Source organism: Streptomyces sp. NRRL S-495 (assembly GCF_000966955.1).
Lineage (GTDB): Bacteria > Actinomycetota > Actinomycetes > Streptomycetales > Streptomycetaceae > Kitasatospora > Kitasatospora purpeofusca.
In genome coordinates this window covers 1-12740 of sequence record NZ_JZWY01000725.1, presented here as the reverse complement: position 1 = coordinate 12740, position 12740 = coordinate 1, and the positions used below count along the sequence as shown (strand labels likewise).

The window sequence follows — 12740 nt, the reverse complement described above, 5'->3', positions numbered from 1 at the left end:
TTCGCCGCCGTCGCCACCGCCGTCGCCCTTGCCGTCGGCATCGCCGCCCCCGCGCACGCGGCCGGCGGCCACCTGCCCCCGATCCACCCCGACCTCGACTTCGCCGGTTCCACCGTGGCCGCCCACGAGGGCCGCGACGGCACCGCCCCGCTCGCCGCCCTCGCCGTCACCCAGACCCCCGGTCTCGACGTCGCCAGCTACCAGGGCAACGTCAACTGGTCCTCGGTACGCGCCAACGGCGCCCGCTTCGCCTACGTCAAGGCCACCGAGGGCACCACCTACACCAACCCGTACTTCACCCAGCAGTACAACGGCTCCTACAACGCCGGCCTGATCCGCGGCGCCTACCACTTCGCGCTGCCCGACCGCTCCTCCGGCACCGCCCAGGCCAACTGGTTCGTCGACCACGGCGGCGGCTGGTCCCGCGACGGCAAGACCCTCCCGCCGGCCCTCGACATCGAGTACAACCCGTACGGCGCCACCTGCTACGGCCTCAGCCAGAGCGCCATGGTGAGCTGGATCCGCGCCTTCAGCAACACCGTCCACACCCGCACCGGCCGCTACCCCACCATCTACACCACCACCAACTGGTGGACCACCTGCACCGGCAACAACGCCTCCTTCGGCGCCACCAACCCCCTCTGGGTCGCCCGCTACGCCTCCGCCGTCGGCACCCTCCCGGCCGGCTGGAGCTACCAGACCATCTGGCAGCACGCCGACTCCGGCACCTTCCCGGGCGACCAGAACCTCTTCAACGGCGCCTTCGACCGCGTGCAGGCCCTCGCCAACGGCTGAGCCCCGCACCGCCCGTGCCCGCCCCCGCCGTCCTGGCGGGGGCGGGTGGCGGGGCGGGCTCAGGGGGCCGGCTCAGGGGGCGGCGGTGAGGGAGTCCAGGAGGAGGCGCCAGGCCGCGGTGTAGGCGGCCGGGTCGTCGGGGGTCGCGTCCGGGGGGCCGAAGGCGACATGCGGGGCGCCGTGGAGGACGGCGAGCAGGAGTTGGGCTACCAGTTCGGGCGGGCGGGGTGCCATGCTTCCCTCGCCCTGGGCGCGTCGGATCAGGGCGACCAGGCCGCGTTGCACGTCCGAGAAGATGTCGGGCACCGGGCCGGCCGGGTCCGGGACGTCGGTGGCCAGACGGAGGGCCGCGCGCAGCCGGACGTCGTCCTTCAGCCGCTGCGCGAGGTCCAGGACGAGTGCCTCCAGGACGGCGGCGGCCCCGGCGCCGGGGACGTCGCGGGTCAGTCGCAGCTCCTCCCAGACCTGCCGGGACTGCGAGATCAGGGCGCCCGCGAGGGCGCGCTTGGAGTCGAAGTGCCCGTACAGCGCGCCCTTGGTCATGCCGGTGCGCTGCGCCACCGCGTCGAGGGTGGCCCGGCTGTAGCCCTGGGTGGAGAACTCCTCGGCCGCGGCGTCGAGCACCTTCTCCCGCGTACGCCGAGCCCGCTGCTGCTTCATCATGCGGTCCTCCTCGGGGTCCGGAGAACATTCCGTGGTGAAGGAATGTTCTCGGGGCGGCACGGTCACCGCCCGGTTCCACTCACGTCCGACCGGGAACATTCATCGGTGCTTCCTCCCCCGAGGTCGCGAACTCCCGCGCGGTACAGCTACATTGCGGTGCCCCACGGGTGCCACGGCTCAGGAACCTACCTTCCGGAAGGATTGGCGTCGAGGCAGTCTTCCCGCCGCCCTGTCCAAAACGCCGCCATCGGGAACGAGTCGACGGACCGCACCGGAGCCCCCACACCGAACTCCGCCCCCACCACCGAGGAGCCGAACGTGCCCGAGCCCGACTCCGGGACCAGACCCGAGACCGGAACCGCCGCCGAAACCGTGGCCGAACCACCCGGTCCGTTCCGGGTCCGGCCGATCGCCACCCGGCGAGGTCCCGACCCCAAGCAGGACCGGGCCGCCCGCACCCGACTGCTGGTCCTCACCGCGGCCGCCGAACTGTTCACCGCCCGGGGCTTCCGCCACACCTCGATGCAGGAGGTCGCCGACCGGGTGGGGATGACCAAGGGCGCCGTCTACTTCCACTACCCGACCAAGGAGGCGCTGGCCGTCGCCGTGGTCGAACACCACTACGCCCGCTGGCCGTTGCTCCTGGCCGGGGTCACGGCGGAGGGGCACGGGCCACTGGAGACCGCGGAACGCCTGCTGGCGGGCGCGGCGCTGGCCTTCCGGGACGACGTCGTCGTCCAGGCGGGAACCCGGCTGCAGGTCGAACGCCCGCAGATCGACGCCGAGTTGCCGACACCGTACGTGGACTGGACCGAGCTGCTGGCCGGGCTGCTGTCCCGCGCCGAGGCACTGGGCGAGCTGCGGGCGGGGGTCCGGCCCCGGACCGCGGCTCGGTCGCTGGTGGCCGCGTTCTTCTTCGGCACCCAGCACATCTCGGACGTCCTGCGCGAACGGGCGGACATCGTCGAACGCTGGTCGGAGACGGCCGAGTTACTGTTCCGGGCGATCCGCGCGGACTGAGGCGAGCGGACGACGGGCGGGCGCCGCGCCCGACCCGCCGGAGCCCGACCGACCGGAACCCGAGCGGCCGGAGCCCGGGGCCCCGACACCGGCCCGGGTACCGGCCCAGCTGGTGGCCGCCGCGACCAGGGCGAGCACGGCCGCCGCGAGCGGGAACCAGCGCCCGCCGAACAGCGCGACGGCCGCGCTGCCGACTGCGCCGCCGGCGGCCGTGCCCAGGTACAGGGCACTGCTGTTGAGCGAGATCAGCAGCTGGGCGTTGCCCGGGTCGAGCGAGGCGAGCCGGTGCGGCAGCGCCACCGAGACCGCCCAGCCCGCCAGCGGGGTGACGACGGCGTAGGCGAGCGCGCCCGGCATCGAACGCCCCGCCCACGGCAGCGCGGCGAACGCGAGCGCCGCCACCGTGCTGCCGACGAGCAGCACCCTGCGGACGCCGACCCGGTCGACCAGGCGCCCGCCCAGCCAGCTGCCCGCGACCGAGGCGAGGCCCGAGACCAGCAGCACCAGGCTCAGCCGGTCCGCCCGTCCGCCGGTGGCCGGGGCGATCGCGGTGGCCAGGTAGATGTAGACGGTCTGGAAGGCGAGGAAGAAGAGCAGCGTGGTCGCGGCGGCGCCGAGCACCCGCCGGTCGCGCAGCGGCGCCAGCCGGTCCCGCAGGCCGGGCGCGGCGGCGGGTGCCGGCAGGTCGCGCAGCAGCAGGGCCAGTCCGGCCAGGGCGGCCGCGCCGAGGGCCGTGACCAGCCACATCGTGAGGCGCCAGTCGGTGCGCCCGATCCAGGTGCCGAGCGGGACCCCGAGCACGGTGGCGACCGTCATGCCGCCGAGCACGGTGGCCAGGGCCCGGCCGCGCCGCTCGGGGGCGACCAGGGTGGTGGCCACCGCGTTGGCGGTCGGGGTGTAGAGCGCGGCGCCCGCGGCGGCCAGGACCCGGGTGGCGAGCAGGATCCCGTAGGAGGGAGCGAGCGCGCTGAGCGCGTTGGCGGCGGCGAACACGGCGAGCGCGGTGAGCAGCAGCCGCCGGCGCGGCCAGCGCGCGGTGAGCGCGGCGAGGGGCGGCGCGAGCAGCGCGTAGCCGAGGGCGAAGACGGTCACCAGCTGGCCGGCGGCGGCGACCGTGACACCGAGGTCCTCGGCGATCGGGCCGAGGATGCCGGCCATGACCATGGTGTCGGTGCCGACGGCGAAGGTGCCGAGGGCGAGCAGGAGCAGGCGGACGGGCACGTGGTTCCCCCCAGGGGCGGACGTCGTTGAACCTGATTGTTGGACGAACGGGCAACAGTTTGATGCTCGCCAAACAGTACGGATTGGTGGATGATTGTCAAACCGTCCTGTTCGCGTCGCACCAGCGCCGCCCGAGCCCCGAGGAGGCCGCCGGCCATGACCGACGACGAGCGGCTGCCCCAGCCCGCCACCACCGAGATCGACCTGGTCACCGTGCTGCACGCGCTCGGCGACCCGGTCCGGATGCGCCTGCTGACCAGCTACGCCGACGGCGCCGAGCACTCCTGCGACCCGCGCCACCTCGGCCTCGACCACCTGCACAAGTCGACCGTCTCGCACCACATGCGGGTGCTGCGCGAGGCCGGCGTCACCACCACCCGGGTCGCCGGCCGCAACCGCTACGTCTCACTGCGCCGGACCGACCTCGACGCGCGCTTCCCCGGGCTCCTCGACGCCCTGCTCACCGCGACCCGGACCGCGGCCGACTGAGCCCCACCCCGGGCCGACCGGCCAACCGGCCAACCGGCCAACCGGCCGCACGGTCCCGCCGCCCGTCCGGCCGCACCGGACCGGCGCCCGCGGCACCCGCTCGGTAGCGTGGCCGGGACGGCGAGGGCGCGGACCAGCGGAAGGCCGGGCGGGTGCGATGATCGGTGAGGTCGGCGGACAGGCCGGCGGCGGGCTCGACCTGGACGGCCTGCGCCGGGTCTACGGCACCCCCGGCCACCGGCTCTTCTACACCCTCGTCTGCCGACGGGCCCGGCACTGGGGCTGGACCGAGCCCGGCCAGTCCAAATGGCGCTGCTGGCGGGCGCAGCGGCAGCTGGAGGGGGTGCTCGGGCGCAAGCTCGCCCTGCCGCCCGGCTCCCGGGTGCTGGACGCCGGCTGCGGCTCGGGCCCGCCAGCTGGCGGCCCGGTTCGGCCTGCGGGTGACCGGCGTCGACCTGATGGACTTCCACATCCGCGAGGCCCGCCGGCTGAGCGCCCGGGCCGCACTGGAGGACCGCACCGCGTTCGCCTGGGGCGACTTCCACGAGCTGGACCTGCCCGCCGGCTCCTTCGACGGCGTCTACTCGATGGAGACGCTCTGCCACGCCCACGACCCGGCGCGCGCCCTCGCGGAGTTCCACCGGCTGCTGCGGCCGGGCGGGCGACTGGTCCTGCTCGGGCCGGCCGCCGTCCCGCGCGCGGAGATGCCCGGCACCCAACAGGCGCTGCTGGACCCGTACCTGGACGCGATGGTGCTGCCCGGCGCCCGCCGCTACACCACCCGCACCCTCGGCGGGCTGGTCACCGGGGCGGGTTTCCGGCTGGAGGAGGAGCTCGACGCGACCCGCTACTACCTGCCCACCACCGAGGCGCTGTACGGGTACTTCCGGCTGCCCTACGCCGTGCTGCGGCGCCTCGGCGCGACCGAGCACTGGCTGGGGCTGCGCTCCACGGTGGAGATGTACGAACTGCGCCACCACGTCGCGTGGATGGTGCACACCGCCGTCAAGGACGGCTGACCGGCGCCGCGTTCGACGCCCGGCACCGGGTCGTCAGCGCCCGGCGCCCAGCATCCGGAGCACCAGATCGCCGTAGCGGCGGCCGAGTTCCTCGGGTGTCTCACTGCTGCGGTCGGTGTACCAGCGGGACACGTCGATCCCGAGCGAGGTGACCGCCCGCGCGGCGGTGCGCACCTCGGCGACCTCGAACAGCCCGTCCGCGCGCCCCGCCTCGATCAGCGCGGTGACCTCGCGCTCGATGTCCAGCCGCAGTGCCGCGACCGCCGCGTAGTCGTCCTCCGGGAGCGCGTGCAGCTCGTAGTTGACCACCCGGCCGACCGTCCGCGCCCGGGCGTGCCAGGCGGTGAAGTCCTCGACCAGTCGCCGCATCCGGGCCACCGGGTCGCCCTCGCCGGCCGCCGCCGCGCGGACCAGGCCGAGCGCCGCGGCATGGCCGGCCCGGCTGATCTCGGCCAGCAGGGCCGCCTTGGAGGGGTAGTGGATGTAGAGCGCGGCCGGGCTCATCCCGGCGCCGGTGGCGATGTCCCGGGTGGTGGTGGCGTGGAAGCCGCGCTCGGCGAAGGACTCGACGGCGGCCCGGAGCAGCCGGTACGCCGCCTCCGGGCGGGTGTCGGCGCCGCCGGGCAGGGTGGGCCACAGCTCGGCGATGGGCGTGCTGGTCATGGCGCCATCCTCGCAGATCGGTCGTCCGGGCGGTCGTACGGGCATTCGCCCGGGGCGGGGCCGGCGGAGGGCACGGAGGCTCCTCCGACGGAGGGCGCGGACGCCCGCCCGGACGCGGCCCCGGGGGCTGTTGACAGGGTGTCGCACCGACAGCATGCTGAGCAAGCGCTTAGTCAGTAGCCGCTCAGTCAGTAGTTGGTCAGCCAGTAGTCGCTCAGCCAGTAGCCGCTCCGACCGGCGGCCGGGCCGGTCGGCCGGTCGCCGTCCACGCCGAGAGGATCCCCGTGGTGCACTCCTTCAAGGGCCGGGTGGCCGTCGTCACCGGATCGAGCCGGGGCATCGGCCTCGGCATCGCACGCGAGCTGGTCGCCCGGGGGGCCAGGGTGTGCCTGACCGCGCGCACCCCGGAGCCGCTCGCCGAGGCGGTCCAGGACCTCGGCGGACCCGAGGTCGCCATCGGCGTCGCCGGCCGCGCCGACGACCCGGCCCACCAGGAGGAGGCCGTCGCCCGCACCCTGGAGACCTTCGGGCGGCTCGACCACCTGGTCAACAACACCGGCATCAACCCGGTGTACGGCCCGGTGCTGACCGTCGACGAGGCCGCCGCCGCCAAGATCCTGGCCGTCAATGTGCTCGCCCCGCTCGCCTGGACCCGCCGGGCGCACGCCGCCTGGATGGGCGAGCACGGCGGCTCGGTGGTCAACGTCGCCTCGGTGGCCGGCCTGCGCTCCTCGCTCGGCATCGGCATGTACGGGGTGTCCAAGGCCGCGCTGATCCGGCTCACCGCCGAACTCGCCGCCGAGCTGGGCCCCGAGGGCATCCGGGTCAACGCGGTCGCGCCCGCCGTCGTCAAAACCAGGTTCGCCGAGGCCCTGTACGAGGGCCGCGAGGAGCAGGTCGCCGCCGCCTACCCGCTCGGCCGGCTCGGAGTGCCCGAGGACGTCGCGGGCGCGGTCGCCTTCCTGCTCTCCCCCGACGCGGCGTGGATCACCGGCCAGACCGTGGTGGTGGACGGCGGCGTGACCCTCGGCGGCGGGCTGTGAGCACCCCGGCCGAGACCCCCGACCGCACCCCCGCCGAGATTTCGGCCGCCCACCGGACCGCCCCGCCGTTCGCCGGCCAGGGCGTCGTCGTCACCGGCGCCGGCCGGGGCATCGGCGCCGCCGTGGCCCGCGCCTTCGCGGCCGCCGGCGCCCGGGTGGTGGTGAACGACCTGGACGGCGCCGTGGCCCGCGCGGTCGCCGCCGACTGCGGCGGCTCCGCCGTCCCCGGCGACGCCGCCTCCGCCGAGGGGCTGGCCGCCCTGGTCGACGCCGCCCGGGCCGCACTCGCCCGGCACGGCGCCGAACTCGACATCTGGTGCGCCAACGCGGGCGTCGCCCCGGTCGGCGGCGCGGACGCCGCCCCCGAGGCCTGGACCGCCGCCTGGGAGGTCAACGTCCTCGCCCACGTCCGGGCCGCCGAACTGCTCCTCCCCCGCTGGCTGGAGCGCGGCAGCGGCCGGTTCGTCGCCACCGTCTCGGCGGCCGGGCTGCTCACCATGCTCGGCTCGGCCCCCTACGCGGTCACCAAGCACGGCGCGCTCGCCTTCGCCGAGTGGCTCGCCGCCACCTACCGGCACCGCGGACTGCGGGTGCACGCGCTCTGCCCGCAGGGCGTGCGCACCGCGATGCTGGCGAGCACCGGCGCGGTCGGCGAGGCGCTGCTCGCACCCACCGCGCTGGAGCCGGCGGAGGTCGCCACGGCCCTGCTGGACGCCCTGGCGGCGGACCGCTTCCTGGTCCTGCCGCACGCCGAGGTCGCCGACTACTACAGCGCCCGCGCCGGGGAACCGGACCGCTGGCTGGCCGGGATGAACCGCCTCCAGCGGCAGCTGGAGCAGGAGGGAGCGCTGTGAGGGCCTGGCAGGTACCGGAGCCGGGCGAGCCGCGTGCGGTGCTGCGGCTGGTCGAGGACGCACCGCGGCCGGTGCCGGGCCCGGGACAGCTGCTGGTCCGGGTCCGGGCGGCGGCCGTCAACTTCCCGGACGCGCTGCTGGTCCGGGGCCAGTACCAGGTGCGGCCGCCGCTGCCGTTCACCCCCGGGGTGGAACTGTGCGGCGAGGTGGTGGAGCCGGGGCCCGCCCCGGCGGAGCCCAGGGACCTCCCGGAGGCGGAGTGGCGGCCCGGTGACCGGGTGATCGGCACCCCCGTCCTCCCGCACGGCGCGTTCGCCGAGTACGCGCTGCTGGACGCGGCCGCCGCCTTCGCCGCCCCCGACTCCCTGGACGACGCGGACGACGCGGAGGCGGCCGCCCTGCACATCGGCCACCAGACCGCCTGGTTCGCCCTGCACCGGCGTGCCGCGCTGCGCCCCGGGGAGACGCTGCTGGTGCACGCGGCGGCCGGCGGGGTCGGCAGCGCCGCCGTCCAGCTCGGCCGGGCGGCCGGCGCCCGGGTGATCGCCGTGGTCGGCGGCGCCGGCAAGGCGGCCACCGCCCGCGCGCTGGGCGCCGACCTGGTGGTCGACCGCACCGCCGAGGACTTCGTCGCCGCCGTCCGGGCCGCCACCGGCGGCCGGGGTGCCGACGTGGTCTTCGACCCGGTCGGCGGCGCGGCCTTCACCGGCTCCACCCGCTGCGTCGCCTTCGAGGGCCGGATCGTGGTGGTCGGCTTCGCCGGCGGCAAGATCCCGGCACCCGCGCTCAACCACGCCCTGGTGAAGAACTACGCGATCCTCGGCCTGCACTGGGGCCTGTACCAGAGCCGCGACCCCGGGGCCGTCCGCGCCGTGCACCGGGAGCTCTGCGCGCTCGCCGCCAAGGGCGCGGTCCGGCCGCTGGTGACCGGCCGGCTCCCGTTCGAGGCCGTGCCGGACGCCGTCCAGCGGGTCGCCGACGGGACCACCACCGGGCGGCTGGTGGTGCTGCCGTGAACGGGCGCGGCCGCGGCTGACGGCCGGCGCCGTCATCGGGCCGGCGGGCCGGCGCCGTCACCGGGCCGCGCCGTCACCACGCCGCGTCGGTGCCCGCGGCGATCACCTCCAGGGCCGGCCGCGGGGCCCGGCCGAGCAGGGCGGCGAGGTCGCCGGGCTTGCCGGGCCCGGCCAGGAAGCCGTGCGCGATCGACGAGAGGGTGCCCGCCACCATCGGCACCTGGAAGGACTCCGCGCCCGAGGCGGCGATCGCCGCCCGCGCCTGGGCAAAGGTGCCCGGGCGGTACTCGACCGGCCGGCCGGTGCTCCGGGTGAGCGTCGCCGCGACCTCGGCTGCGCCCACCGCCTCCTCGCCGACCAGCTCGTAGACCCGGCCCGCGTGCTCGGCCGGTGCCGACGCGACCTTCGCCGCGACCTCGGCGAGGTCCTCCCGGGCGACCGCCGCCAGCCGTCCGTCGGCGAGCGGGGCGGTGATCACGCCGTCCGCGTCGGGCCGGGCCAGGAAGGCCAGCAGCTCCGCGTAGAGGCCGTTGCGCAGGATCGTCCAGCGCAGGGTGGCGGACTCGCGCAGCCGCCGTTCGGTCCAGCGGTGGGCGAGCGCGTAGGCGAGGTGGTCGCCGTCGCCGGAGAGGCTGGTGTAGACGACGTGCTCCACCCCGGCACGCTCCGCCGCCTCGATCGCCGCCCGGTGGCGCGCGATCACCACGTCGTCCTCGCCGTAGCCGGCCGAGACGAGCAGCAGGGTGCGCACTCCGGTGAAGGCCTCGGCCAGCGTCTCCGGCCGGTCGAAGTCCACCTTCCGCACCGGCACCCCGGCCACCGGCGCGCGCTCCGGGGTCCGGCTGCCCGCCACCACGCCCTCCGGCCCGCCGGGCCGTCCGGCGAGGCGCTCCAGCACCAGCGAGCCGAGTCCGCCGTTGACACCCGTCACGAGAAGCATGTGGTCCTCCGGAAATCCCGTACCGGCCGGGCGGTCCGTCCGCCCCGCTCCGTCCGGCCGCCCTGCTCGGCGGCCCGGCCTCCATCCTCGATAACCTGGGCGTTCGACGTAAGGAGGCACTTCGATGTCAGTGGGGCACACCGAGGTAACCACCCCGGCCGCCGGAGCGCGGCCGGTGCTCTGGTGCGAGGACGGCGAGGACTGCGGCATCCGCGATCTGCTGAACCGCCTCGGCGACCGCTGGACCGTCCTGGTGGTGGTCGAACTCGCCAAGGGGGTACGGCGGTTCCGTGAGCTCCAGCGCGGCGTGCCGGGGATCTCCCAGCGCATGCTGACCCTGACGGTCCGCCGGCTGGAGCGCGACGGCCTGGTCTCGCGCACCGTCCACCCGACGATCCCGCCCCAGGTGGACTACGAACTGACGTCGCTCGGACACAGCCTGACCCATCTGGTGCGCGCGATGGCGGACTGGTCCTACGACCACCACGACGCGATCGTCGACTCGCGGCAGAGCTGGGACGACGCCAATCCGGGGTCGGAGATCCGCTGACCCTCCGCGGCCGAGCCGACCTGAGGTCACGTCAGCGTTCGAACCGCATCTCCGGGAACAGCACCGACGGCCCGTCCAGCAGGCGGTCGTCGTGGCCGCGCAGCCAGCGGTCGAGGAACGAGCCGACGTAGGCCCGGGTGGCGAGCACCGCCCGCTCCGGCCGGACCTCGCCGATGTCCGCGCGGACCACGTCCTCCGGCACGGCCCCCTGGCGGGCGAGTTGCGGCAGCAGTGACTGCGCGTCGGTGTAGGAGCCGTGCCGGGAGCCGAGCAGGGTGACATCGGCCTTCCAGCCCCGGGTGTGCTGCCAGAACGCGGCCCAGCCGGGCTGGCCCGGGTAGCCGCCGGAGTCCTCGCTCTCGGTGCCCATCAGCAGGAACGGGCGGTCCAGGCCGTCCTCGGCGACGCTGCTCAGATGCACCCCGGTGCCGTCCGGGCCGGGGAAGTGCAGCTGGCCGTCCAGGTTGACGCCCGCCTTGATCCGGGGATCGTCGTGCATGGCCTGGGCAGCCGTGAAGCCGCCGGCGGAGTGGCCGACCATGCCGATCCGGTCGAGGTCCAGCGATCCCGCCAGCGCGGGCGGCAGCCGGCGGTCGGTGCGCAGCGCGGTCAGCTCGTCCAGCACGAAGCGGGTGTCGGCGACCCTGGTCGCCAGCGCCTTGCGGAGCAACGCCCCGATGTCCAGGCCGGGTTGGCCGGCCAGCGCGGGCAGGACGGAGGTGGTCAGCCGGCCGTCCGGGAAGGCCACCTCGGAGGCGTCGGAGGGGTGGTCGACGGTGACCACGACGTACCCGCGCGAGACGAGGTCCTCGACCAGCGCGGTTCCCCAGGTGCGGGGGTCGCCGAGCCCGGCCGAGTAGAGCACCACCGGGCGCGGCCGGGCGGCGGGCAGCGCCGGGGCGTCCTGCCCGGCGTGGGTGCGGACCCCGGACCAGTCGGTGCGGCCGGGATCCGTCCGGTAGTTGAAGACGCCGGCGCCGTCCGGGCCGCCGAAGTGCCCGGCGGCGCGCGGCTCCATGTAGCGGGCCCGCCCGTCGGCCTGGGCCGGTCGGGCGGCCGGGTACCAGACGCTGATCATCAGCTCGCGGTCCCGCCCCGGCTGCCAGGGGTCCTGCCGGCCGTGGTCGACCAGGCGCAGCGCGGTGGTGCCGATCGCGTACGGGCCGGTGGGCTGCGGCAGTCCGGCCCTGGCCTGGCGTTCGGCGACCGCCTGGGCGGCCCCGGCGGGGACCGCCGCCGCCCCGATGCCGCCCAGGACGGCCGTGGCCGCCAGCGCCACGGCGACACCCGTGCGCAGACCCCGTTCGTGGATCCGTGCGACCCGCCCCTGCACCCGCTCGCGCATGCTCCCCAACTCCCCGTACCCGGCGGCCCGCCGTCCGTCGGCCGGCCCGTACGGCGACAGTACGGGCCGGTACGGTGCGTGGACGTCATACCTCGGAGCCAACCCGCCGGGTCATACCCCGGTACTACCCGGGCATGACCCGGGCGGGTGTACCGGAGGGACGGTGGCGGGCCGTCAGGGCGATTCCTGGCGGTAGCGGCGCAGCTCGCGCCGGGCGAGCGAGCGCTTGTGCACCTCGTCCGGGCCGTCGGCGATCCTGATCGTCCGGTTGAAGGCCCACAGCGCGGCGAGCGGGGTGTCCTGGCTGACGCCGGCCGCGCCGTGGGCCTGGACGGCCTTGTCCAGGATCCATTCGACGGTGCGCGGCGTGGCGATCTTGATGGCCTGGATCTCGGTGTGCGCGCCGCGGTTGCCGACGGTGTCCATCAGCCAGGCGGTCTTCAGCACCAGCAGCCTCAACTGCTCGATCCGGACCCGGGATTCGGCGATCCAGTCCTGGACCACGCCCTGGTCGGCGAGCGGTCCGCCGAAGGCGGTGCGGTCCAGGACGCGCCGGCAGGTCAGTTCGAGCGCCCGCTCGGCGATGCCGATGGCTCGCATGCAGTGGTGGATCCGGCCGGGGCCGAGCCTGGCCTGGGCGATGGCGAAGCCGGCGCCCTCCTCGCCGAGCAGGTTCCCGGCCGGGACCCGGACGTCCTCGAAGGTGACCTCGGCGTGGCCGCCGTGGTCGGCGTCGTCGTAGCCGAAGACGGTCATGCCGCGCCGCACGGTGACGCCGGGGGTGTCGCGCGGCACCAGCACCATGCTCTGCTGCCGGTGCGGCTCGGCGGCGGGGTCGGTCTTGCCCATCACGATGAGGAGGCGGCAGTCCGGGTTCATCGCGCCGCTGATGTACCACTTGCGGCCGTCGACCACGTACTCGTCGCCGTCGCGCACGATCCTGGTGGCGATGTTGGCGGCGTCGGAGGAGGCGACCTCGGGTTCGGTCATCGCGAAGGCGGAGCGGATCCGGGCGTCCAGCAGCGGTTCCAGCCAGCGTTCGCGCTGCTCGGCGGTGCCGAACCCGGCCAGCAGCTCCATGTTCCCGGTGTCGGGGGCGGCGCAGTTGAGGGCGGGCGGGGC

The 12740-nt window shown here is 75.6% G+C and carries 14 protein-coding genes; 8 read left to right on the top strand and 6 right to left on the bottom strand.

Annotation, left to right across the window (positions count from 1 at the left end):
- The coding region (locus VR45_RS32010) for a lysozyme (RefSeq protein WP_045943378.1) at positions 1-795 on the top strand (795 nt) is incomplete at its 5' end.
- Positions 796-867: 72 nt separating this feature from the next.
- On the opposite strand, the gene VR45_RS32005 is transcribed toward VR45_RS32010, so the two are convergent.
- Positions 868-1458, bottom strand: a complete 591-nt coding sequence (locus tag VR45_RS32005; protein ID WP_052709528.1) for a TetR/AcrR family transcriptional regulator — start codon at positions 1456-1458, stop codon at positions 868-870.
- A gap of 318 nt (positions 1459-1776) precedes the next feature.
- Here VR45_RS32005 and VR45_RS44670 point away from each other — a divergent pair, with 318 nt between their 5' ends.
- Positions 1777-2478, top strand: coding sequence for a ScbR family autoregulator-binding transcription factor (locus tag VR45_RS44670; protein WP_234326365.1), 702 nt, complete (start codon positions 1777-1779; stop codon positions 2476-2478).
- Here the strand turns inward: VR45_RS44670 and VR45_RS31995 are convergent.
- The gene (locus VR45_RS31995) at positions 2449-3699 is read right to left on the bottom strand and encodes an MFS transporter (RefSeq protein ID WP_078897023.1); all 1251 of its coding nucleotides are present in this window, start codon (positions 3697-3699) and stop codon (positions 2449-2451) included. The two genes, VR45_RS44670 and VR45_RS31995, sit on opposite strands and share 30 nt — an antisense overlap.
- Positions 3700-3855: 156 nt before the next feature.
- Here VR45_RS31995 and VR45_RS31990 point away from each other — a divergent pair, with 156 nt between their 5' ends.
- Together VR45_RS31990 and VR45_RS31985 are read left to right on the top strand one after the other, a co-directional pair.
- Complete coding sequence (locus VR45_RS31990) at positions 3856-4188, top strand: helix-turn-helix domain-containing protein (RefSeq protein ID WP_045943377.1); 333 nt, start codon at positions 3856-3858, stop codon at positions 4186-4188.
- Between the two features lie 164 nt (positions 4189-4352).
- Positions 4353-5207, top strand: coding sequence for a class I SAM-dependent methyltransferase (locus VR45_RS31985; protein WP_078897022.1), 855 nt, complete (start codon positions 4353-4355; stop codon positions 5205-5207).
- Between the two features lie 33 nt (positions 5208-5240).
- Here the strand turns inward: VR45_RS31985 and VR45_RS31980 are convergent, their stop codons facing one another.
- Positions 5241-5870, bottom strand: coding sequence for a TetR/AcrR family transcriptional regulator (locus VR45_RS31980; protein ID WP_045943376.1), 630 nt, complete (start codon positions 5868-5870; stop codon positions 5241-5243).
- A gap of 284 nt (positions 5871-6154) precedes the next feature.
- Between VR45_RS31980 and VR45_RS31975 the strand changes: the two genes are divergently transcribed.
- Genes VR45_RS31975 through VR45_RS31965 form a run of 3 tightly spaced genes read left to right on the top strand, consistent with a single transcriptional unit; the run spans position 6155 to position 8783 of the window.
- Positions 6155-6913 (top strand): SDR family oxidoreductase, encoded by a 759-nt coding sequence (locus tag VR45_RS31975; protein ID WP_045943375.1) that lies wholly within the window; start codon positions 6155-6157, stop codon positions 6911-6913.
- A gap of 38 nt (positions 6914-6951) precedes the next feature.
- Entirely contained in the window at positions 6952-7767 is an 816-nt protein-coding gene (locus VR45_RS31970) for an SDR family oxidoreductase (RefSeq protein WP_045943380.1), read from the top strand.
- Positions 7764-8783 carry an NADPH:quinone oxidoreductase family protein gene (locus tag VR45_RS31965; RefSeq protein ID WP_045943374.1) on the top strand — a complete coding sequence of 340 codons (1020 nt, stop codon included), beginning with the start codon at positions 7764-7766 and terminating at the stop codon, positions 8781-8783. The genes VR45_RS31970 and VR45_RS31965 overlap by 4 nt, the downstream gene beginning before the upstream one ends.
- A 73-nt stretch (positions 8784-8856) precedes the next feature.
- On the opposite strand, the gene VR45_RS31960 is transcribed toward VR45_RS31965, so the two are convergent.
- Complete coding sequence (locus VR45_RS31960) at positions 8857-9723, bottom strand: NAD(P)H-binding protein (protein ID WP_045943373.1); 867 nt, start codon at positions 9721-9723, stop codon at positions 8857-8859.
- 124 nt (positions 9724-9847) lie between these two features.
- Between VR45_RS31960 and VR45_RS31955 the strand changes: the two genes are divergently transcribed.
- The gene (locus VR45_RS31955) at positions 9848-10273 is read left to right on the top strand and encodes a helix-turn-helix domain-containing protein (RefSeq protein WP_045943372.1); all 426 of its coding nucleotides are present in this window, start codon (positions 9848-9850) and stop codon (positions 10271-10273) included.
- Positions 10274-10304: 31 nt separating this feature from the next.
- Here VR45_RS31955 and VR45_RS31950 read toward each other — a convergent pair whose 3' ends face one another.
- Positions 10305-11618: an esterase gene (locus tag VR45_RS31950; protein ID WP_199926037.1), complete on the bottom strand. Its 1314-nt coding sequence runs from the start codon at positions 11616-11618 to the stop codon at positions 10305-10307.
- A gap of 174 nt (positions 11619-11792) precedes the next feature.
- On the bottom strand, positions 11793-12740 hold a 948-nt coding region (locus tag VR45_RS31945), incomplete at its 5' end, for an acyl-CoA dehydrogenase family protein (RefSeq protein ID WP_045943371.1).